This window comes from Carboxydocella thermautotrophica (genome assembly GCA_003054495.1).
Taxonomy (GTDB): domain Bacteria; phylum Bacillota.
The window spans coordinates 57,704-79,732 of the sequence record CP028514.1 but is presented as its reverse complement, the minus strand read 5'-3'; the positions used below and the strand labels follow the sequence as shown (position 1 = coordinate 79,732).

The following is a 22,029-nucleotide window of genomic DNA, read 5'->3' as shown; positions in this document are numbered from 1 at the left end:
TGCCCCCATTCCTTTATGGAACAGGGGCCTTTTGCTACCATAACTTTTCTATTTTAACACCTTTATAATAGAACTTAACTATACTCCAGGGCTGTTTCCCTTCTGCAGCCATTTTTTTTGCTCCCCACTGGCAGAGGCCAACTCCATGCCCAAAACCCCTGCCCTTAAAGATGAAGGTTCCGCCGGCATTCTGGATGTCTTCCAGCATCATGGAGCGCATTTTTTCACTGCCCACTGCCAGCCGTAATGCCGGACCGCTAATGGCAACATTCCCGACCTTGAGAGATTCTACTCTCCCTGAAGGTCCGCGTTTAATAATCTGCACTGAAGTTACCTGACCGGGGTCCTGACCGGTTGCCTGTTTTACTGCCCGGGCCAGTTCCTCCCCGCTCAGTTTTACTTCCCAGTGCTTATTTTCCGGGGTAGTGATGGCCATGCAGCCATCGGCTACCGTTGATAAATAAGGGGTAGGCTCTTTTTCATAAGCCAGGCCTTCCTTAGCCGAAGCGGTTTTGCCGCCACAGCAGGCATGAAACCAGGCTTTAACATACTTACCCTGCCAGCGAATGACCTGGCCCCGGGTAAGCTGTACCGCTTTGCGCACATTATCATTGATTTTTTCCGGAGCATAGGCCTGGGATTCCTCAATATCAGTAGAAATATCCGCCCCATACAATTTTTTCACCCGACCAGCCTTGATATTTTCCAGGGTAAAAGTACGGGCCAAAATAGCCTGAGCTCCCAGGGCATTTACCGGCCAGCTGGTATCCATTTCGGCTGCAACCACTCCGGCTACATATTCTTCCAGTTTGATTTTTTTTGTTTGTTTGGTCTTGTTGTCATAGAGGGATATAGTTGGCTCTTCAGTAAACTCTCTCCCGGCCGGCCCTGGCGGTTGCCCGGGTGGTAAGGGTTTACGTAAGGCACAACCTCCACCTATCAAGGTCATCACCACCAGTAATGACAGCAAGATTTTTTGCCATCCCCACCTGAACATATTTTGCCCTCCTTGTCACCTTTTTTCAAGGCTTAGTTTTACCTGGGAGGGCAAAAATATTACATCAGAAAGTGGTTTCCCTGACTTTTATCTCTTCCAGAATTTCATAAAGCTGGCCAGCCAGGGCGGCCGGAACGTTTTCCTTTATCTCCACTACCCGTACCCGCAAACGTCGCTGGCCAAAATCCAGTTCCAGTATATCTCCTGCTTTAACTTCACTGCTGGCTTTGGCCGGCCGACCATTGATCTGAATGCGTCCACCGTCACATACTTCTTTGGCCAGAGTACGGCGTTTAATAATTCGACTTACTTTAAGAAATTTGTCTAAACGCAAACCGATTCCCCCTTAATATGACAAAATCAGGTTCCATGTGGAACCTGATTTTATTCGCTCTTGCTGATAATTACATTACAGCTTCTTTCAGAGCTTTACCGGCTTTGAAAGCAGGTACTTTGGCAGCAGCGATGGTAATTTCTTCACCAGTTTGCGGGTTACGGCCTTTGCGCTCGCCACGGGAGCGAACTTCAAAAGTACCAAAACCAACCAGTTGTACCTTTTCCCCTTTTTTCAGTGCTTCTTCAATTGAAGCAAAGACAGCATTTACGGCTTTTTCAGCATCTTTCTTGGTCAGCTCAGCTTTCTCGGCTACGCTGTTTACCAGATCGGTTTTGTTCACACAAATCCCTCCTGTTTATGTTTTACAGCTGTTTAATTTACCAAATATGGATATTCGCTATAACCCTTGATTTTCCTGCTTTTTACCCATTTTTTTTAGAAATATTTTCATGGTTTTTAGCCAGTTCCCATATTTTGTCTAATTCCGCCAGAGCCAGCTCCTCCAGCTTCTGGCCCCGCTCCCTTACCGTTTGCTCGATAAAGGCAAAGCGACGGCGAAATTTACTACAAGTTCCTTTTAGTGCCTCCTCGGGATCAATGTCGAAAAAGCGCGCCAGATTGACCAGAGCGAAGAGCAGGTCACCCAGCTCCTCCTGTCGTTTTTGCCGGTCATCTAAAACCTGTCCCAGTTCCCGCAATTCCTCCTGAACCTTGTCCCAGGCTCCTCGCCAGTTATCCCAGTCAAAGCCCACCTTGGCTGCTTTAGCCTGCAGTTTATATGCCTGCAGCAAGGCCGGCAGGGATCTGGGAACACCCGCTAGTAGCGATTTCTCCTCTTTGCCCTGTTCCTTCTTTTCCTGGGCCTTGATCTGTTCCCAGTTACGTATCACCTCTCTGCTATCAGCCACCTGTGTATCGGCAAAGACATGGGGATGGCGGCGGATCATTTTCTCAGTTATTACCATTATGACATCATTTAAATCAAAATATTCATGTTCACGGGCAATTTGTGTATGAAAAACCACCTGTAACAGCACATCCCCCAGTTCTTCACAAAGCGCCTCCATATCCTGGTTGTCGATGGCCTCTAAAACTTCATAGGCTTCTTCAATTAAAAAAGGTTTCAAGCTTTGATGGGTTTGCTCCCGGTCCCAGGGACATCCCTGCTCTGAACGCAATTTTTCCATAACCGTCGCCAGGGGTTCCAGGGCATAATGGCCGAATTCAGGTTTCCCCTCCGGATTGGGGGCTAAATAGATACTGGTGAGATGATCTATCCAGGGCAAACGATCCAGTTCATACAGGGGTATGACTACCTTTTTTTCGTCAGCCAATCCTGCCCCCCGGATAACTGTAACTGGATATTCATCCGGGTAAAATTCCATCAAAGTTAGTTTAGTCTCAGAAGCAACCAGCTGGTTATATACCTGCAGCAGAAGCAGGCCATTTCTGGGATTGATCCGGGTTTGGGCCAGCGCTAAAGCGTCAATTATTTGTAGCCCCCCTTGCGCCGGGTCTATTTTCAGGGCTGCATAAATAGCATCCAGAAAACTCATGGCCGGCAATATCCTGACTGTTATCCCCTCTGACTCACAGCGCTTCAGCAACCATTGCACACTGGTCTCTGCCACCAGTGGATGCCCGGGTACACAATAAGCCAGCTGCCCCTTTTGTGTTGCTTGTCCAACCAGCTCCTGTACGATTTTTTCATATACGGCAGCAAAATCCTCAGCTTCTTCATAAAAATGGTCACAGCTAGCGCCTGTAATACCCTGTTGTTTTAACCAGTCAACAATAGGATGTCTATATGTACGGAAAATTATCGGCCCGGTAAAGCCCTTGAGCAACTGCCAGTTGCCCAGAGGGAAAGTTTGCTCATCACCGGGACCAAGGCCGACAATATATATTTCTGCCATCCTCCGTCCTCCTCCAGTCGGTCAAAATAAAGGGTAGTATACCTCAGGCATACTACCCGCCAGCTTCACTGTTCCATTTGTTTGGCCAAAAAGCCCGCTGCAGTCTCAGCCAGCTTTAGTTCCAGTTCTCCCATCCTGACATTGGGGTCTTTAGAGAGAATCAACACTGCGCCGATCTGGTCCCCTTCAGCTATAATGGGTGCTATTACTTCCGCTGTAAACTTGCAGGTGTCATCTTCATCATCCACAGGACAACCCAGGCAATGGGGATGTTCACCCGGGTTATTGATAATAACCGCTTTCCTTTCTTCCATCGCCTTTTCCACTGCGGGACCGATGGGTTTATTCATAAACTCTTTCTTAGAGCCTCCAGCTACGGCAATGACATTGTCCCGGTCAGTAATGCAACAGATATGGCCGACTGCTTCATGCAGAGATTCGGCATACTCCCGGGCGAAATCACCCAGTTCCCCAATGGGGGAATATTTTTTCAGGATCACTTCTCCATCCCGATCGACAAAAATCTCCAGCGGATCGCCTTCCCTGATCCTTAAAGTGCGGCGGATTTCCTTCGGTATTACCACCCGTCCCAGGTCATCAATCCGACGAACTATTCCTGTTGCTTTCATGACAATTCCCTTCCCTCCTTTATACCAACTGACAATTTTTTTGTCACTGTTAGTATTTATCGGCGGGAAGGGAATTATGCTACCAAAATTGTCAGACTTCTTATGCTCGCCCGATTATAGGCTTCGTATTACTGCGTCAGCTGTCGCTGCGGCATCCTCGACGTACTTCCAGTACGCCTCCGGTGCCTTGTTATACTCGCTTCTAAACTGCCTACCCTAGCATTCCAATTCTTTGCATCTCGAAGCTCGTACCTCGAACTTCGAACTTCGTTATTGCGCCGGTTTAGCAGGCTGGGGTGCGCTGCTGCTACCACCGGAAGTACTGGGATGGCCCGGAGGTAACTGGCTACCGTTGCTGGGAGCAGGGGCCGGGGATGCGGCCAGCTCCTTGTCCTTAATCTCGATTTTGGCCTTGCTCTTCAACTCAGCAGTATATTTGGCGAAAGCTTCCTGTTTCTTTTGCATGGGCAATTGCAGGGCCAGTTCCCCTTTAACTTCTTCAAAAGTCCGTTCTTTAGCAGGGATGCGTTCTTCTACCTTAATAATATGATAACCATACTGGGTCTTTACCGGTTCCTTGGTAAAGCTGCCCGGTTTCAGAGAGAAAGCCGCATCTTCAAATTCCTGAACCATCTGACCACGGCTAAAGGTGTATTCGCCACCATTGTCTTTAGAGCCTGGGTCTTCAGACTTTTCTTTAGCCAGTTTGGCAAAGTCAGCACCTTTCTCCAGTTCCTTGATCAGGTCCTGGGCCATTTTCTTGGCCTGTTCCTCAGTCCGGCCTACTTTTTCCTGCTGGGTATCAAATTTGATCAGGATATGACGGGCTCGTACCTGTTCCGGTTGCTTGAACTGTTCCTTGTTTTCTTCATAATATTTCTTGATTTCCTCATCAGTTACCTTGATGTTAGCAGTTACCTTGTTATACAGAGCATCCAGAGCCAGGTTTTGTTTAGTCCACTCCGCAAATTCCTTTTCATCCATGTTATAATTCTTCAGGGCTTCCAGGAATTTTTCTTTGGATTCAAATTTCTTGATGGTCTCTTCTACCCGTTTCTGCACATCGGCATCAGAAGGCAGTACCCCTTGTTTTTTGGCTTCCTGCAACAGGATAGTTTCTTCGATCATGCCATCTAATACCTGCTTCTGGATCGCCTTTAACATAGCTTTACCCTGTTCGGTGTCAAAATTAGCTCCATTTTGCTTGTATACCGCTTTCATTTTTTCCAGGCGGCGTTCAAACTGTTCCTTGGTGATATCCTCCCCATTAACCGTAGCTACCGCATTGCTACCGCAACCGGCTACCAGGGCCAGCATGGCAGCGGTCAGTACGGACGCAACCAGTTTTTTCAGTTTGTACATTCCATCACATCCCCTTTCTGAAAACTGTTTTTATTATACCAAATTCTCGGAACCAATTCCACAGTATTTTATTTCCCTGATAATTTTTTCCACCCAGTTCAGCCCCGGGTCCCGTTTGGACCAGGGCACTCTTATAACCGGCTCCGCACCCCCGACAATATTCAGCCCCCGAATCTTTCCCGGTAACCTCAGGATCTTGACCGGCTCCAAAGGAGCATCAGGTGCCAGCTTGATAATTAAATGTTCCTGTTGTTTGCCGATATAGGTAATGCCTGCTTCCTGGCCTAGAATTTTTATTCTGGCAATAGTCAACAGGTTGACCACCGGTAAAGGCGGATCACCAAAACGGTCTACCAGCTCATCCGACAAATCCAGTAATTGTTCTTCCGTGCGGCAGAGCATGATTTTGCGGTAAATCTCCATTTTTACCGCACCATCTTCGATGTAGTCTGCAGGCAGATAGGCATCTATTGCAATTTCCACAGTAGTTTCCAGCGGTTCTTCCTTGATTTCTCCTTTTAACTCACGTATCGCTTCCTCCAGCATCTGAGTGTAAAGGTCAAAACCTATGGCCATAATATGACCATGTTGCTCCGGCCCTAGTAAATTGCCGGCCCCCCTGATTTCCAGATCCCGCATGGCTATCTTGAACCCGGAACCCAGCTCGGTAAACTCCCGTAATGTCTGCAACCTTTTTTCCGCAATTTCCGTCAATACCTTATCCTTGCGATAGGTTAAATAGGCATAGGCCATACGATTACTGCGTCCCACCCGGCCCCGCAGCTGATAGAGCTGGGCCAGACCCATGGTATCAGCATTATCGATAATGATGGTATTAACATTGGGAATATCCAGACCGGTTTCAATAATGGTAGTACAGAGCAGAACATCATATTCCTGGTTGAGAAAATCCAGCATGACCTTTTCCAGCTCATCTTCCCTCATCTGTCCATGTCCAATTGCTATGCGGGCCTCGGGTACCAGCTGGGTCAGGAAGGTAAAGATGCGATCCATGTCTTCAATGCGGTTGTGAACAAAATAGACCTGTCCCCCGCGGGCCAGTTCCCGCAGGATAGCATCCCGGATCATCAGAGGATTGAATTCCACCACAAAGGTCTGTACTGGATATCTTTCTTCCGGCGGGGTTTCCAGCAAGCTCATATCCCTAACCCCCGCCAGAGCCATGTGTAATGTCCGGGGAATGGGGGTTGCGCTTAAGGTCAAGACATCCACCGTCTGTTTTAATTGTTTCAGTTTTTCCTTATGGGCAACACCAAAGCGCTGTTCCTCATCGACTATCAACAGCCCCAGGTCTCTGAACTTTACATCATCCTGTAACAGCCGATGAGTACCTATTATAATATCCACCTGGCCACTGGCCAGTTTCTTTAAGGTAGCTTTTTGTTCCCGGGCACTGCGAAAACGGCTGAGCAGGTCAATGGAAACCGGAAAGCCCTGAAACCTCTCCAGACAGGTATTGTAATGCTGCTGGGCCAGGATGGTGGTCGGCACCAGGATGGCTACCTGTTTGTTGTCCATTACGGCTTTAAAGGCTGCCCGCAAAGCTACTTCGGTTTTGCCATAGCCCACATCCCCGCACAGGAGACGATCCATGGGCCGGGGCCGTTCCATATCGGCCTTGATTTCGGCAATAGCCTGCAACTGGTCCGGAGTCTCCTCATAAGGAAAGGCCTGTTCAAATTCCTGCTGCCAGACGGTATCCGGCGAAAAGGCAAAACCCTTTAGGGCTTCGCGGGCAGCGTAGAGCTTGATCAGCTCCTCGGCCATCTCTTTGACCGCACTTCTGGCTTTGGCCTTGGCTTTTTGCCATTCCTGCCCGCCCAGTTTACTGATCCTGGGTTTTTGCCCATCAGTACCGATGTACTTTTGCAACAGGCTAATCTGTTCCGTAGGGATATAGAGGCGATCGGCCCCGGCATAGCTTACCACCAGGTAGTCCCGGGTAATACCGCCAACGCTCAGCTGTTCAACCCCTTCATACACCCCGATCCCGTGATTGACATGAACTACATAATCCCCGATCTTGAGGTCGGTAAAAGCGCTGATTTTCTGGCCGCCAGCAGGCTTAATTTCCCGGGCTTTTCTGCCCTTTTTGCTCTGGCCAAAAAGCTCTCTCTCCGTTAAAATCAGGATTTTGCTCTGGGGAAACTCAAAACCGGCTGAAAGTTCCCCCCGGGTGATAACGATATTTCCAGTCCGAAATTCCTGCTGCAATCGGCCTAAATATACAGCTTCAATCTCCGCCTCTTTCAATAAATCCAGCAACTGCTGGCTGCGCTGGGTATGGGTTGTAAGCAGGGCGACGGCATAGCCCTGACGTTTGTAGTTTTTTAAGTCGCGGGTCAATTCTTCCAGATTTCCCTGATACAGGGGCGCCGTCCGGCTGTTCAGGTTTAACAGAAGTTCGGGCCGCCAGCCTGTTTGCTCCCTGGGCAAAAGGGCCAGGCCCAGCAAGGGCCTTCCTGTCAGCTGCCGCCATATATCTTCCCAGCTGAAATATAAAGCTTCCTGCCCGGGCAAAGCCATACCCCGTTCCAGCCAGCTGGCAAAGGTTTCTCCACGCTCATCATCCCAGGCCAGCGCCTTTTCCCTGACCCGGTTGGGATCTTCGACGGCTATCAGCGCCCCGGTCGGCAAGTAGTCCAGCAGGGTAGCTTTTTCTGGCATTACATAGGCGGCGAAGGCATCCAGACCAGCAGGAATCAGGCCCTCCTTGAGCCGGCTCAGCAAATCCTTCAGCTTCTGATCCAAACGCCCCACTGCTTCCCTCTGTTGAAGCCCGATCAGTTTTTTGCGCAAATTCTGGTACTCTTTTTCCAGCACCCTGGCTGCCTGTTGCCAATCAGCAGCAGTGGCAAAATAATCCCGGGCCGGCAGAATCTCCGCCTGCTCTATTTCCCGCAAAGAGCGCTGGCTCACCGGGTCAAAAAGGCGCAAGGAATCAATTTCTACATCAAAAAATTCCAGGCGCACCGGTTCACTGGCCGAGGCCGGAAAAATATCGACAATTCCTCCGCGCCAGCTGAATTGCCCTGCTACTTCCACCTGGGATACCCGTTCATAACCCATCTGGAGAAGTTGAGCCGCCAGGGCGGTCGGCTCTATTTCCTGGCCTTTGTTCAGGGTAACCAGATAATTTTTGAATTGCTCCGGTGGTGTGACCGCCCGGCTTAAAGCAGCAACGGGAGCCACTATCAGTGAGGTGCGCCCTCTGGCCAGCGCGCCCAGCACTTTTAGCCGGGCAGTTAATAACTCCCGGCTACTGGCTTCAATGTCCCATGGTAATAGTTCCTGGGCCGGATAGAGTAAAATCTCCTCTTCCGGCAAAAATGTGCTCAAGTCATCACATAGACGTTTTGCATCAGCCAGATCCCTTACTATGGCTAGCAGAGGTTGCTGCCGCAAACGGTACCAGGCCGCCAGTAATGAAGCAGACACCGCTCCGCTTACTCCATAGACCAGGGCGGTTTTTTTCTTTACTCCTAAATCCCGCCACAAATCCTGGAGTTCTTTCGCCTGAAGCAAGGGCCCGACCAGCCCTCTGGTCATTTGCTCTTCTCCTTCCCCCACTATGAAAGTGCAATTTGGCACAAATCAGTGTAGGTAATTGTACTTGATTTGGCCTAACCAGCCTTCGTCCTTACCCATTGCTGTCATGCAATCAGGACAAAGGGTTGGTTCCATATGCATTTCCATTATAGATGGGTTGTCAGGCTCAGTCAAGGCTATTTCCCATTCATCCACGATTTCCTGACACAATTCACAATAATATATTACCCGCATTTTGCCTCCTCCTCTGCATGTACCAGATCAGACCGTTCCAGGAGAAATGGGCGAACAGGGCAGCAAGGATGCCGCTTTTGACAGTGAGATAGCCGAAAAAGCCGTGGCTGAGCAGGCTGAGCAGGGCCGGCAGAAGATGGCGCTCAGGTTTGGCCCAGGCATCGTAGATTGCTTCAATGAGGCCGAAGTAGAGGTGCACGGGTAATACCTGGGCTGATAGGATTTTAGCGAAACCGGTTTTGGCTAATTCTTCGATTAGTGGGGCGGTTATGACTGCAATTTGCCAGCCGGTCTCTGCTTGAACCCGGCGATTAAAGAGGACGGCTACTAGTGCTGCCAGGCATGCGGCGACCAATTCCATGCCCTATCCTCCTTCTGGACTCTTGTTTACATTATGTCCGATGAGTGGCACGGTTAAACATGAGTACCATTCAATGTTTCGGCCAGTTTTGTCGTACGTCTGTGATATTGTCATATTGTAACGCTTCTGAGAAAATGTCACTATGGGACAGGAGAGAATCACTATGAGCAAAAAAGAATTGAAGCGTTACAAAGAATCTTGGAGGAGGGAGAAACCGGAATTATCCATAAAAACCGCGGGCGAAAACCGGCACATGCTTTATCAAATGAGCATCATTTAGCCCAATTACTATCCGAGCATGAGGGGATTACTGTCAGCCCCTCTACTATTCGCAGAATTCGTTGCGAATCCAATCTTCCACCTAAGAAAAAGACGGCACAATACCTATACTCTTCTTTATGAATTCCGGTTCTTTGCGTATATTTTTATCAAAAACATACACCTTTCCTCTATCAAAATTGAGCAAGCCGCAGATTATGCTTATAGCTGTTGTCTTACCTGCCCCATTAGGCCCCAATAGACCGTAAATTTCTCCTTCCTCTATTTCTAAATTTACATTGTCTAAAGCTATAACATCACCAAACCTTTTTATTACATCCTTCATTTTAACTATCTTCATGAAACACCCTCTCCTTACAAAATAAATTTTTAGACGAAAGGAACCGTCCCCTTTGTCTGAAATTGCTTGTTTCCATCCCACAATGGTTCTATTAAGACCGGCTGGAATTGGCCAAGCTGAATGATGAGATAGAGGTTTCCATCCCACAATGGTTCTATTAAGACGCAGCTGCTATTTCTCGCCAGAGCAAGTTTTCCACCGTTTCCATCCCACAATGGTTCTATTAAGACTGAGCGACGAGCGGGAAAAGCTGCGCAAGGAAGCCGGTTTCCATCCCACAATGGTTCTATTAAGACGGGAGCCTCTGGTAGGCAAAATTACCAACAGTCCCAAGTTTCCATCCCACAATGGTTCTATTAAGACCGGCGGCCAATATCACCGAATCACTTACCCATGCTGGTTTCCATCCCACAATGGTTCTATTAAGACGGGCACAAACATTGATTATGCCTACCTTGAGTATTTGTTTCCATCCCACAATGGTTCTATTAAGACACGCAGATGGGGTTGTTTTCACCGACACGGAATTAATTCGTTTCCATCCCACAATGGTTCTATTAAGACGATACTTGCGAAGTGCTGATGCTCCATCCTGGCGCCAAGTTTCCATCCCACAATGGTTCTATTAAGACTCTGGTTGCTCACTTGTAACTTGTCTGTAAGCAACAGCGTTTCCATCCCACAATGGTTCTATTAAGACTCCTGCGCCAAGTTCGGTTCAGTTCCCGGATGCGCCGTTTCCATCCCACAATGGTTCTATTAAGACTAGAGGGGCATCGAGGAGGCATGATAAGCGTTGGCATGTTTCCATCCCACAATGGTTCTATTAAGACTCGGTTTCACCTCCAATATCAAGAATGAATCTTTGGGTTTCCATCCCACAATGGTTCTATTAAGACGATTATCGCTGAGTGCAGCGACCCTGTATGCTTCATGTTTCCATCCCACAATGGTTCTATTAAGACTGGCCACGTATATAGGGCTGTTCCGGCACTGCCGCGTTTCCATCCCACAATGGTTCTATTAAGACCAATACTTCTCTTACGAGATGGGTTAGATATTGCATGTTTCCATCCCACAATGGTTCTATTAAGACCATGTTGAGCCAGACGTTATAGAGCTAGCCATCCAAGGTTTCCATCCCACAATGGTTCTATTAAGACTTAGATTGCCTGAACACATAAAATCCAGACTAGAAGTTTCCATCCCACAATGGTTCTATTAAGACTTTGCAAACTCCCGCCTCAATTGCCGGCCCCGCTTCGTTTCCATCCCACAATGGTTCTATTAAGACATACTAAGTTTATACAGTTTTTATGCAAATTATACCTGTTTCCATCCCACAATGGTTCTATTAAGACTCCTGGCGGCGCAGGTCGTTGAGCTGGCTCTGCACTGTTTCCATCCCACAATGGTTCTATTAAGACTATTTGGATAAGACTGATAGTAACAAATGGCTTGTTGTGTTTCCATCCCACAATGGTTCTATTAAGACAATTTGCTGACATTGACTGAAGTCCTGGATTATGAACGTTTCCATCCCACAATGGTTCTATTAAGACCTTGCTCCGTCGCCAATATGCCATAGTTCCGCAGTTGGTTTCCATCCCACAATGGTTCTATTAAGACTTGAAAATGCTCCCAGAACGAGGCCTACCCTTGCTGACTGTTTCCATCCCACAATGGTTCTATTAAGACCCACTGCGAGATGTGCGGGCTTAATCTCTTCTATTGGTTTCCATCCCACAATGGTTCTATTAAGACGGCTGACAGCCGACCCGGAACTGAGATATACACCTAAGTTTCCATCCCACAATGGTTCTATTAAGACTTTACAGCATCCCAGTAGATTTTGCTTCCTGCTGCGAGTTTCCATCCCACAATGGTTCTATTAAGACAGTCATAGCCCAGGTGCTTGACCAGAGCAGGAGCCGTTTCCATCCCACAATGGTTCTATTAAGACCACCGGTGCTGTGCTACACCGGCTCTCTCCTACTGGGTTTCCATCCCACAATGGTTCTATTAAGACCTATATGACCAAACAGCAGGTTGATAATCACCGGGCGGTTTCCATCCCACAATGGTTCTATTAAGACAGCACAGGCTTTTGCCACCTCCTCGCTGAAATTATATGTTTCCATCCCACAATGGTTCTATTAAGACGGCCATAGCCTCTTCCTTGCTTTTCCCGGCCCGATATGTTTCCATCCCACAATGGTTCTATTAAGACAAAGCGCCGTTCTCTCATGTTGCCTCCAGCACCCGGGTTTCCATCCCACAATGGTTCTATTAAGACTGACCTGAGGGGTGCTGACCTGCAGGGAGCTAACTTGGTTTCCATCCCACAATGGTTCTATTAAGACTGGTATGGCTATCGGCCACCATACTGGCATCAGAACGTTTCCATCCCACAATGGTTCTATTAAGACAAATCATGATTTACTCCTCCTTTCTTGCCACCATCAGTTTCCATCCCACAATGGTTCTATTAAGACCTGATCGGATCCGCAAGTTTGGCATGGACAAGCTTGGTTTCCATCCCACAATGGTTCTATTAAGACAGACGTCTTGCCATTTGCCGTCTTTACCACACCAGTGTTTCCATCCCACAATGGTTCTATTAAGACAAATAGCCGCCCCTGACAGCGCATCCCGCGCTGCCGGAGGTTTCCATCCCACAATGGTTCTATTAAGACCCAGCCCCCAGCAGACGTTTTCTATTATCACACTATTGTTTCCATCCCACAATGGTTCTATTAAGACCTGGTACTTGGCTAAGTCCTGCATAGCCATGCCGGCGTTTCCATCCCACAATGGTTCTATTAAGACAGTCCCCCGCCATCTTCCAGTCTGCGGCGCATGAGCCGTTTCCATCCCACAATGGTTCTATTAAGACTAATGCAACCCTTGAAAATAACAGCATACCTGACAAGGTTTCCATCCCACAATGGTTCTATTAAGACATGCTGTACCACGCATAATGCAGGCTTTGGAGAGGTGGTTTCCATCCCACAATGGTTCTATTAAGACCTTACCTTTTCGCTTTTTTATTACTGCTTGCAGTGCGTTTCCATCCCACAATGGTTCTATTAAGACTGACGAAAAGGGGAAGCCTTACACCGTCACCGGCCTAGGTTTCCATCCCACAATGGTTCTATTAAGACTCTGGCGCTGAGGAAGGCATTCCCCCAAGACCTCTCCGTTTCCATCCCACAATGGTTCTATTAAGACCCAGTAGGCCAGATTAGGGCTGATGCCTTCGTTATCAGTTTCCATCCCACAATGGTTCTATTAAGACCCATCCTGAAAGCCAGAAAAAATAAGGCTTTCAGGATGGTTAGTAAGCCAAAAATGTCGTCTACCTATAATAATGTAATTATGCTGGGGTAGCGACGATAACAATTAATTTACACATATATCTATTCTATACCTCTCCCTTCTTTTCCTGCTGTATTTACAAAAAAGCATCAATGGGATTTTTCTCTTTACCTAAAATTCCTCTTTCAACCCATTTAGGAGTGGAAAAAACATAGTACAACACCATATCTTCATCTTCTTTTATTAATTTTTTTAATCCATGTTTTACTTTTTCAAATTGACTTTCTGTCAAGTCTCCTTCAAATACAGAGTTTTGTACCCAATAAAGATATTTCCTTAAAAACTTGCATACCTTCGCAACTCTTTTTTCTCCAATATCATAAACAATGACTATATACATATTACCACCACGCTCTAAACCCTTTATATTTTTCATCACCAATGAGATGTTTGATCAATCGATAGGCCTCCAATTTTACTAAAGTGCGATATGATACATGGCGTTTAAGGGTTCTATGCTCTATTGTTGTTCTTAGTTTCTCCTCATAGGTTTGTAAAAAAGCTTTTTTACCCTTTTCTTTTAAAAAACAGTAACCTTCTTCAACATTAAAGTCGTCTTCGGTAACTATATTGCGGTTCAAAACCGTAAAAATCACTCTATCCACAATTATTGGTTTAAAAATTTCACTTAGATCTAAAGCCAGTGAAAACCTTCTTTGACCTGGTTCGTGTAGGTAGCTTATAGTTGGATTTAATTGAGTATGATATATTTGAGATAAAACTGTAGTATAAAAAACGGTATTTCCAAATGAAATTAATGTATTCAAGATATTGTCTGGCGGTCTTTTTACTCTTTTCTCCATTTCGTATCCGGTTATTATTGGGAAAGCACGATAGTAATACTGTCGTATGTTCCCTTCTATTGCCATTAGCTCTTCTGGTTCTTTTGTTTTATTGATCTCTTTCTTTAAGATTGTTATACCTGAAATTTCATGTTCCAAATCATAACCGCGATTTTTGTAATAATATAAATTTCTTAAAATATTGTCCGATGCAGCTTCAACTATTTCCTTTGCTAAAACCATTCTTTTTTCCCGGTCAAGATAGTGTTCTACCTGTTTCACCAGGAGGTATCCAGAATTTAAATACTCCCTTGGTATAAAACTGCCCGTATAAAACCCGTAGTAGTTGAAAAAATGCAAACTTATGTTATTTTGTGCCAAAAAGTTAACGGCTTTAGTGTTTAAATCTATCTCACCAAAAAAATATATACTTTCTATATTTTCTATTGGCAAAGGTTTTTTATTTTCTTCAGTTTCAAAATATAATGTGTTATCTTTTCTTTTCAATCTACCATTGTTAAATATATAAATAGTTCTATTCATAAAAGATATCCCCCTAGAAAAAGTTTTCCAAAACCCTTTCCGGTTCATCTATTACTAGTCCTATTTCATCATCATAGCGGCAACTTGTTATCAGTGTGTCTTCCTTTTGATAAATAAGCCCCTGTTTTTTCAACTTAATAAATTGACCAAAATTCACGCTGGCTATATATCCCATTGCTTCAAAATATTTTTCCTTTTCAATTAGATCTATATATTCCCCATAAAAACGTTCCGGTACAATATCGATAGAATTAAAAAGCTGATAAAATCGTTCCTCGTTTTCTTCAGAAACTATAAATGGATATAAACTATCTAATAAACTATTCATATTAGTTTCAACTTCATCATAAAGACTCTGTGCTTTTTGGTTAAAACCATTTTCATAAACATAATCAATCATTTCCTGAACTTTCACTTCCTGTAATATATCTACTTTTTCTAAAACCTCAATACTTCTATTTACTAATTCCGGCTGATATATATATTTGTCTTCTCGACTTCCTTTAGAAAACACAAAAACATCAGCAATACCTTTTTTACCTCTTCTGTTCACTCTGCCAAAACGTTGCAAAAGGGCATCTAATGGAGCTGGTTCTGTAAATAGAAGATCATAATCAATATCTAGCGAAACCTCCACCGCCTGGGTAGCTACTAATAAACCAAGTTTAGATATCTCTTTTTCAATAGCCTCCCGATCCCGTTGAATAAATCTGCCATGTAAAAGTTTTTTATGACAGGGAATATCAAAAAATAATTGATAAACTTCTTGAGCCCTTTTTACTGTATTTAAAATTACTAGTACTTTTTTCCCCTGTTCTATATGCTTTCTAATTAAGGCAAGGTGATCAAATATATCTCCTTGCAAAATATTTACACGATGGCGCGTAAATCTGTTCCACTCATTCGGGGTTAAAGAAATTTCTTGATTAATAGTAAGTTTTTGCATGATGAGCTCTTTTAAAAATCTTGGAATAGTCGCTGACATTACTAAAATACGCACATTAAAGTTTTTCTGTAAGTACCTTAAAGATGAAAGTAATAAAGCAATGGTACGGGGATCATACGCATGTACCTCATCTATAATAATTTTAGCTTCTAGCAACTCAGCTAAATTCATTTCAAAACCTTTAATGCCAAAAAACGTTTTTATTAACTGAAATGGCGTCATAATTTTTATTGGTTTAAATATCTTATGATTCAAATCTTTAAGATCGCGTATTTTCTTTAAATCATCCTCATTTAATTTTTTGTAGAGATAATAAGCTGCTTTTCCATGTAAAAAACCGACCTTTTTTTCGCCAAAATCCTTGGCTAGGCGTTCATACATCGCATTGATGCTAGCAGTATAGGGTAGTATATAAAATACTCGATCCCCATTTCCTTCACTTTGATTAGCTTCACTCCAAAATAACGCCGCTTCTGTTTTACCGGAACCTGTAGGAGCAATAAGTAATAAATTATCTCTGTAATTTTGGCAGTACTTCTGTGTAGAAAACAAGTTAGAAAATTTATAAACCTCTGAAGGAGATGAAAATCTTTCAATATATGTTTTACCAGCCGATGCTAGATGATCAGCTGCAATCAAAAAGCCTCTGCCTAAAAAACCTAACATTTTATCTTTTATTGATATATCATCAACAAATTTTATTTTTCTTATTTGTTTCAAAATAATGCTAACAATACTTGATACTTCTACTAATTCTTTTTCTACAAAATCAACCTTTTCCCCAAAAACTTCATAATAAAGTTGACCACCATATTGTAATAATTTAAACAAATCATCCATATAGGGTTTTATTTCTTCAAAACGTTTATTTAAAACTTCTTTATCTAGATATCTTTCCCGTAATAAAAATAGATCTTTATGATGTGTCGCTATCCATAAGGCAATATCTTCTTTATCTTTATCGGAAAACGGTAAAAAATTCAAAAATGCCGTTGATAAAAGCTCGTGACGGAAGCCCCAACGCTTTTTTTCCGTGAGTTGTTTTTGAAATCCAAGAGCCCCTTTACCGAAATCATGTAAAAATGCTGCCCAGAAAAGTTTTTTGTAAAAAAGGATATCCCCGGTATAAACCGGGGCATTTCTATAAACATTCATTAAGTTACGTAAAACTTTTAGGACTTTATGAGTATGTTCTTGCAAACTTTCATCCGGCTTGGCTAAAATATTCTGGTTCATACAAGAACACTCCTCTGCTTTCAGCCAAATCAATATAAAGATTACGCTCGTATTCAATCTGGCATTCCCGGTCGACAATAATGAATTTATCAGCTTTTAATCTTTTTCGAGGAAAATGGCTATCAAACATTACTGGCAAAGAGACCAATGGCCCTATAGCTCCTGGTGTATCAGCAGGAACAATACACCCCTTTAATATAGCTTTAGATGTTTGCATAAGTTCAATTTCTTCAATCTTTGCAACTTGAGCCAAATCCTGGCTTCTCCCTAGTAATAACTGAAAAACAGGTTTTTCAAAAATTGGACGAAGTTCTAAATCTGTAACATATAACGTAAGTTCTGGATGAAAAAGAAATTCTCTGCGCCATACATTGGTCTTAAAAGATAGGTTGTCACCTATTTCATACGCTGTTTCCAGATCAACTGCCCGGGCTTCATAAGTGAAATTATAAGCCAGACCAAAATCAACCTGATCTATTACTTTCCCAGCTGCTGCAGAAAGCAATCCTAGAACTGTAGAAAGAGGAGGAACTGATAGCGTTGGCTGATAACCGCTGATAAAAAGGGGATAGCGAAAGGATGCCGTAATTCCCTTAATTATTACTTTTAAGACCTTCATCGTTATCTCTCCAGATAATATTTTTCAACTTCGTCCGCAAAACTTTCAATCATCTGTTTAACTGTACCTATCTCTATACGCGCAAAGCCTTTCTCTGCCATACGAGCTTTAAATCTATTCAAATCTACTTCATCCATAAAGCCACTGGCCTTGCCTATATATACGTTGGAAACAATACTATCCTGATAATCCAATAAAACCTCTTCTAAATAATCAAAGTTAATTATGGGTTTTCCTTCTTTTTCCCCTGTAACATTCATCAGCAGATGATTTCCTCCATCCAGGATAAGTAAAATGATGAATTTTGGGGATACATCTGTTAAATGTAATGTTTGCTTGGCTCCACCAAATAAATAGGCCAGAGCTAACAAAGTTTCTTTTGCCCGTTTGGCTCGCTCTTGTGCTGTAAGAATAGCTTCTCCATCCACTACTTGAGCATTAAAATCATGGGCTTTTTGTAACAGTTCTTTGCTAATATTTTTAAAACCAGTCTTATTAACAGTAGTAAAGCGACCTACACTATCGAGGTCAAGGGCAAAAATTCCTTTTAGAACAGTAGAATAAAATTGATGCTCATAAGGCACAGGATCCCCTTCTTGGCGGGCCATAACCCCGAAATCATCAACAGGTTTAAATGGCACAACTGAAACTAAAGGCGAACATTTCAAAGGTGACACTCTGGTAAAGGTCTCCTTTTTTTCTGCCCGCATATACCCGAATACATCATCATCATAATATTTCAAAGGATTATTTTCTGTAAAAGCTGTTTTAGATTCTCGGGCAATCGGTGACATTGTCCAATTAAATTTACTGCCTAATACTTCTCGCCACCAGTATCTCCACGCCTGGGCAGATACATACGGATAAACTTCTCGCCCTTTTTTTATTTTTTTAACTGCAATAGTATTTTCCGTTCTCGCCCCTTCATCCGTACCAGCATTGTTCAGTGCTGAATGAGGTGCATCAATCAACACAAAACCAAGACAATGTTTTCTCATTCTTCTTCCTCCTCCTCATTTTCTTCCCCTGCATTTTCTGCCAGCCAGCCTGATAAAGTTTCGTATATTCTGAAAAGTATTAGATCTCTGGTTTCTCTCCAGTTCACTGGGCCATCAGGAAAAAGATTTTCCACATATTCATCAACTGTAAATAGTGGTGTGGAAATTCCCATGTCTAAACGCTTACGATAAATTATCCGCAGCTGATTTCTAAAGTCATCAAACTTGTCTACTGTTTCTAAAAGATAAAGTCTTCTTTGGTCATTATTTTCCCGGATAAATATCGCCAGTTCATCTCCTAATCTTTTTATTGATTCAATTCTTCTCTGCATATATCTCCTCACCTCCTTCAAATATAAGGATAAAAATTCAAAATTTCCAACAATAGATCGTGTGCTTATGTTTAAAAAATATGGTACAACGCTCTCCTCATTTAACAGCTTTAATAAGACTTCGTTATTAAGGTTTTTGCGTTTTTCCTTACTGGTATTTTCTGCTTTTTTTCCTGTATATCCTTTGTTTTTCAGCTCATTCCAAGCCTGTGTAAAACCTTTCCTCTGTGCTTGCACAATGAAATAAAAAACAGGAGCCGGTAAATCATAAATATTTAAATCCGGCGATTGGTTATAGTTTGTGAAACTATAAATTCTTACCATTACCGGTTCATCAAAAAAATCATTAATATCCCTGACAATTTCTTCAGCAAGGAAAAAAAGAGCATTTATCGGGTTTTTATAACCCTGGTCAAAGACACCTGACATATCCCCCAAAGCTATTTGTTGCTTTATTTCTTTTAAACATCGCCGGACATATATTCCATTTATTTCTGAATTTGCCGAGTGAACTAGCATGAATCGTCCACCACAAGCAAATAAAGCCATTGGCATAAACTGAATAAGCATAGCACAAAGAGCGCAATAACTCTCTCCTGCCTCAGCCGCCGGAAATAAATTTCTCAAATCCTTTGTACCTGTAAGTGGTATATCTGTCTTAGTAAATTTTTTGTATGGTTCACGTTTGCCACAACCAACACAACCACGTCCAGTATCTAACGGTTTAATATTATTTTTTAAATCATTCATGAATTCCAGGTATCTAGATTCCTTATTTTTAATTGAAGGATTGGTAAAGGGGTTATTGGGAAAAACAGAATAAAGATTTTTCAGCCATTTTTCGCTGCCATAAAGTCTGGCAGAAATCTCAATCATTTTTTCCAGGTCCTCAACTATTAGTTCTTCTGGAGCTTTTTTGTTATGCCAGGATAAAACAACATTCAATCCCGTATCAATAAAGGGATTGCCGGTATAAGTGAAATATTTCATCACGGATCACCTCCTCTCTTAGGCGTAACAAAACTCAAAGTATGCACATTTAGTGCAAAAACTACGTTTATTCAGTTTTTCAGGTGGTAATTCTTCCTTCTTTATTGTGATAATTTGAGCGATAATTTTTTTTAGTTCCTTTTCTACCTCCTGGGTCAAAATCACCTCTTTTTTTCTCCTTTCTTTAGGAAATAAAAGCACTCCTTTCACCTGATTAAAGCCTTGCTTTTTTAAATAATAAAGATAATAGTATAATTGCCACAAATGAGCTTCTTCCATCCTGGATGATAATTTTATTTCACATATTGCCCCATCTTGAAGTAAATCTACTTTTATGGATCCGATTTCGATTTCTTTTTTTTGCCTCCGGTATGACTCTTCATGAATAAATTGCCCTAGTTCTACACGATCATGATTAGTTTCTTGCCTAATATATCTGGAGTAAAGCCAGAGTTTTCTCTTACACACAAAATAGTAATTAATTTCAAGCCCACCCAACTCAAGCTCCATTAAGTAATTTTGCATAATTTCACCTTGGAACCATTTTTTATATATTTATTTTCTACATTCCATCTTATTTTCCTTTTTATGTAATAAAATTCATAAAAAAAATCCCCGAAATCCTCTTAGAAGAAGATTTTCGGGGCTTCTTTTATCTTTTCCTCAGCTCTACAAACCCAAAACCCATACTGTTTTTCTCTCCAAAACCTGTATCATAACCAAAAGTAATTAGTTCATCAGACCCATAAATAGTAAAGGGAGCCAAATAACCCAGGATTTTTTGATCACGATAATGAATTAGCTTGGTACCCTTATGTCTCTGAAGGTATTCTTGATCAAAAACAATTTGTAAATTATCTGCCGCCGGCGCCCGTCCATAATATGTTTGATATTTTCTGATAAGATTTTGGCGTAATTTTTCATTAAACAACTCGGGTTCCTCTGTATATCTAATATAGTAAGGTGTAGAAAAGTCATCTTTTATTGTGCTTACCACAATAGGTGACAGACAGACAAAATTCATTCCCGATTTAATTACTGGATTTTCATAAAGTAAAATATCTTTAATCAAAAAGATTTCTCTACCAATCTTGATATTATTTTGTTTATAAAGCCCATTTAACAAGTGAAATAAAAAATCGTAAAGAGGTGAACTTATTTTCAAGACAAACTCGCCAAATAGCCAAACACCATCAGAAACAATTTTCTTCTTTCTTGCTACAATTTGAGAAAAGGTAAAAAATTTAAATCTCTTTTCTCCAAATCCCTCATCATGAAGTTTAGTAGCATAATCAGGTGATGATTTTGCAACCATCTCATAAATAAACGAAGTTATCTGATACTGATAATTAAAAGGTAATAGAACTTCTTTGTCTTTGGTTTTCAAGATAATATCCAGCCTCATTTTCCTTTCCCTACCTAACTGCAAAATACTCTAACAAACCCTCTTCCCATTAAACTCATTCATCGCCGCCACTATCCCCTTGTCCACCACCGACAACACCCGATCTACCGCAGCGGGAATTATGCGCCCCAGTGCCGCCCGTTCCTCGTTACTAAAAGGCTCCAGGACATAATCGGCAGCACTCTGGCCTGGCCGCGGCCGGCCAATCCCCACCTTGAGGCGGGGAAACTCCTCCGTCCCCAAATGGCTGATAATCGACTTGATCCCATTATGGCCGCCAGAACTCCCCCTGGCCCTCAAGCGTAGCTGGCCAAACGGGTTATCCATATCATCATAGATAACCAGCACATCTTGAGCCGGAATTTTATAATAACGGGCCAGTTCCCCTACGGCCTGGCCGCTCAGGTTCATGTAGGTCTGAGGCTTGACCAGCAGCAATTTTTCCCCCTGATAATTTACCGAAGCTACCAGCGCGCCGGCCTGCTGCTTGAAACTGCTAACCCCTACCTTATCAGCGAGGGCATCAATCACCAGAAAACCGACATTATGCCGGGTCAATTCATATTGCGGGCCGGGATTGCCCAGTCCCACCAGCATCTTCATATTCTCGCCCTGGTTCAAAAAACTTGACTGTTTTTATCTCCAGCCAAGTCGGCCCCCAGACCAGGATTTCGCCTCCTTTCCGAATACTTGATTTGCCCCCGCGGGGCAGGGCGACAGGGGACCTCGGCCCGGGAGTTCCACCCGGACGGGAGTACTGCACCGGTTTATGCTG

Annotated in this window: 19 protein-coding genes and 1 CRISPR repeat array; all 19 genes read right to left on the bottom strand. The window is 43.2% G+C overall.

What is annotated here, in order from left to right; genetic code table 11:
* Positions 1–34 precede the first annotated feature (34 nt).
* Positions 35–997 (bottom strand): SpoIID/LytB domain-containing protein, encoded by a 963-nt coding sequence (locus tag CTH_RS00380; protein WP_078666600.1) that lies wholly within the window; start codon positions 995–997, stop codon positions 35–37.
* A gap of 64 nt (positions 998–1,061) precedes the next feature.
* The gene (locus CTH_RS00375; protein WP_078666601.1) at positions 1,062–1,331 is read right to left on the bottom strand and encodes an RNA-binding S4 domain-containing protein; all 270 of its coding nucleotides are present in this window, start codon (positions 1,329–1,331) and stop codon (positions 1,062–1,064) included.
* Positions 1,332–1,401: 70 nt separating this feature from the next.
* Complete coding sequence (locus CTH_RS00370; RefSeq protein WP_078666602.1) at positions 1,402–1,674, bottom strand: HU family DNA-binding protein; 273 nt, start codon at positions 1,672–1,674, stop codon at positions 1,402–1,404.
* Between the two features lie 82 nt (positions 1,675–1,756).
* A complete protein-coding gene (gene yabN / locus CTH_RS00365; protein WP_078666603.1) occupies positions 1,757–3,250 on the bottom strand; it encodes a bifunctional methyltransferase/pyrophosphohydrolase YabN in 1,494 nt (497 codons plus the stop codon).
* Between the two features lie 65 nt (positions 3,251–3,315).
* A complete protein-coding gene (gene spoVT / locus CTH_RS00360; RefSeq protein WP_078666604.1) occupies positions 3,316–3,879 on the bottom strand; it encodes a stage V sporulation protein T in 564 nt (187 codons plus the stop codon).
* A gap of 270 nt (positions 3,880–4,149) precedes the next feature.
* Positions 4,150–5,241, bottom strand: coding sequence for a peptidylprolyl isomerase (locus CTH_RS00355; RefSeq protein WP_078666605.1), 1,092 nt, complete (start codon positions 5,239–5,241; stop codon positions 4,150–4,152).
* A 33-nt stretch (positions 5,242–5,274) separates the two neighbouring features.
* Positions 5,275–8,811: a transcription-repair coupling factor gene (mfd, locus tag CTH_RS00350; protein ID WP_107752678.1), complete on the bottom strand. Its 3,537-nt coding sequence runs from the start codon at positions 8,809–8,811 to the stop codon at positions 5,275–5,277.
* A 45-nt stretch (positions 8,812–8,856) separates the two neighbouring features.
* Positions 8,857–9,045 (bottom strand): hypothetical protein, encoded by a 189-nt coding sequence (locus CTH_RS00345; RefSeq protein ID WP_078666607.1) that lies wholly within the window; start codon positions 9,043–9,045, stop codon positions 8,857–8,859.
* Positions 9,023–9,406: a hypothetical protein gene (locus CTH_RS00340; protein WP_079906149.1), complete on the bottom strand. Its 384-nt coding sequence runs from the start codon at positions 9,404–9,406 to the stop codon at positions 9,023–9,025. Before CTH_RS00340 ends, CTH_RS00345 begins: the two co-directional genes overlap by 23 nt.
* A gap of 361 nt (positions 9,407–9,767) precedes the next feature.
* Entirely contained in the window at positions 9,768–10,025 is a 258-nt protein-coding gene (locus tag CTH_RS00330) for an ATP-binding cassette domain-containing protein (RefSeq protein WP_207656820.1), read from the bottom strand.
* Between the two features lie 68 nt (positions 10,026–10,093).
* Positions 10,094–13,323: a CRISPR direct-repeat array (repeat unit 30 nt; unit sequence GTTTCCATCCCACAATGGTTCTATTAAGAC).
* 156 nt (positions 13,324–13,479) lie between these two features.
* Positions 13,480–13,743, bottom strand: a complete 264-nt coding sequence (gene cas2, locus CTH_RS00325; protein ID WP_079906148.1) for a CRISPR-associated endonuclease Cas2 — start codon at positions 13,741–13,743, stop codon at positions 13,480–13,482.
* Position 13,744: 1 nt separating this feature from the next.
* Complete coding sequence (gene cas1b / locus CTH_RS00320; RefSeq protein ID WP_079906147.1) at positions 13,745–14,728, bottom strand: type I-B CRISPR-associated endonuclease Cas1b; 984 nt, start codon at positions 14,726–14,728, stop codon at positions 13,745–13,747.
* 13 nt (positions 14,729–14,741) lie between these two features.
* The gene (locus tag CTH_RS00315; RefSeq protein WP_107752676.1) at positions 14,742–16,910 is read right to left on the bottom strand and encodes a CRISPR-associated helicase/endonuclease Cas3; all 2,169 of its coding nucleotides are present in this window, start codon (positions 16,908–16,910) and stop codon (positions 14,742–14,744) included.
* The gene (cas5b, locus tag CTH_RS00310; RefSeq protein ID WP_107752674.1) at positions 16,879–17,529 is read right to left on the bottom strand and encodes a type I-B CRISPR-associated protein Cas5b; all 651 of its coding nucleotides are present in this window, start codon (positions 17,527–17,529) and stop codon (positions 16,879–16,881) included. Before cas5b ends, CTH_RS00315 begins: the two co-directional genes overlap by 32 nt.
* 2 nt (positions 17,530–17,531) lie before the next feature.
* On the bottom strand, positions 17,532–18,527 hold the full coding sequence (gene cas7i / locus CTH_RS00305; protein ID WP_107752673.1) for a type I-B CRISPR-associated protein Cas7/Cst2/DevR: 996 nt from the start codon (positions 18,525–18,527) through the stop codon (positions 17,532–17,534).
* Positions 18,524–19,849 (bottom strand): type I-B CRISPR-associated protein Cas8b1/Cst1, encoded by a 1,326-nt coding sequence (gene cas8a1, locus CTH_RS00300; RefSeq protein ID WP_107752671.1) that lies wholly within the window; start codon positions 19,847–19,849, stop codon positions 18,524–18,526. Before cas8a1 ends, cas7i begins: the two co-directional genes overlap by 4 nt.
* 18 nt (positions 19,850–19,867) lie before the next feature.
* A complete protein-coding gene (cas4, locus tag CTH_RS00295) occupies positions 19,868–20,374 on the bottom strand; it encodes a CRISPR-associated protein Cas4 (RefSeq protein WP_079906142.1) in 507 nt (168 codons plus the stop codon).
* 127 nt (positions 20,375–20,501) lie between these two features.
* Positions 20,502–21,254, bottom strand: a complete 753-nt coding sequence (cas6, locus tag CTH_RS00290) for a CRISPR-associated endoribonuclease Cas6 (RefSeq protein WP_079906141.1) — start codon at positions 21,252–21,254, stop codon at positions 20,502–20,504.
* A gap of 30 nt (positions 21,255–21,284) precedes the next feature.
* Complete coding sequence (gene pth, locus CTH_RS00285) at positions 21,285–21,857, bottom strand: aminoacyl-tRNA hydrolase (RefSeq protein ID WP_079906167.1); 573 nt, start codon at positions 21,855–21,857, stop codon at positions 21,285–21,287.
* Between the last annotated feature and the right edge of the window lie 172 nt (positions 21,858–22,029).